1 protein-coding gene is annotated in these 703 nt (G+C 71.1%); it reads left to right on the plus strand.

Annotated features, from left to right (window positions below; genetic code table 11):
- Nucleotides 1–703: aldehyde dehydrogenase family protein (locus KSO98_RS18345; RefSeq protein WP_225287206.1), on the plus strand; the 703-nt coding region annotated here is incomplete at both ends.

Raw genomic sequence — 703 nt, forward strand, 5'->3', positions numbered from 1 at the left:
ACGCAGACGCCGTCGTACCAGGTCACCGATCCCGCCACCGGCGAGGTCCGCGAGACGTTCCCGTTCGCCACCGACACCGAGGTCGAGGCCGCTGTCGCGGCCGCGACCCAGGCCTACGACGCCTGGCGCCGACGCCCGGTCGCCGAGCGGGCCGCGATCGTGAAGCGGATCGGCGAGCTCTTCGCCGAACGCGCCCCCGAGCTGGGTGCGTTGATCACCACCGAGATGGGCAAGCGGCCCTCCGCTGCCCAGGGCGAGGCCGAGTTCTGTGCCGAGATCTTCGGCTACTACGCCGACAACGGCCCCGACCTGCTGGCCGACAAGCCCCTGCCCGGGCACGCCAACGCCCGCATCGAGCACCTGCCGGTGGGCCCGATCCTGGGCGTGATGCCGTGGAACTACCCCTACTACCAGGTCGCGCGGTTCGCCGCGCCGAACTTCCTGGCCGGCAACACCGTGATCCTCAAGCACGCCGAGAACTGCCCGACCTCGGCGCTGGCGATCGCGCAGCTGTTCACCGACGCCGGTGTGCCCGATGGGGTGTACACGAACCTGTTCGCCACCCATGAGCAGGTCGCGGCGATGATCGCGGACAAGCGGGTACGGGGCGTGTCGCTGACCGGTTCGGAGCGGGCCGGGACCGCGGTCGCGGAGACCGCCGGGCGTCACCTGAAGAAGGTCGTCCTCGAGCTGGGTGGGTCGG

Source organism: Nocardioides nematodiphilus (assembly GCF_020216525.1).
Lineage (GTDB): Bacteria > Actinomycetota > Actinomycetes > Propionibacteriales > Nocardioidaceae > Nocardioides > Nocardioides nematodiphilus.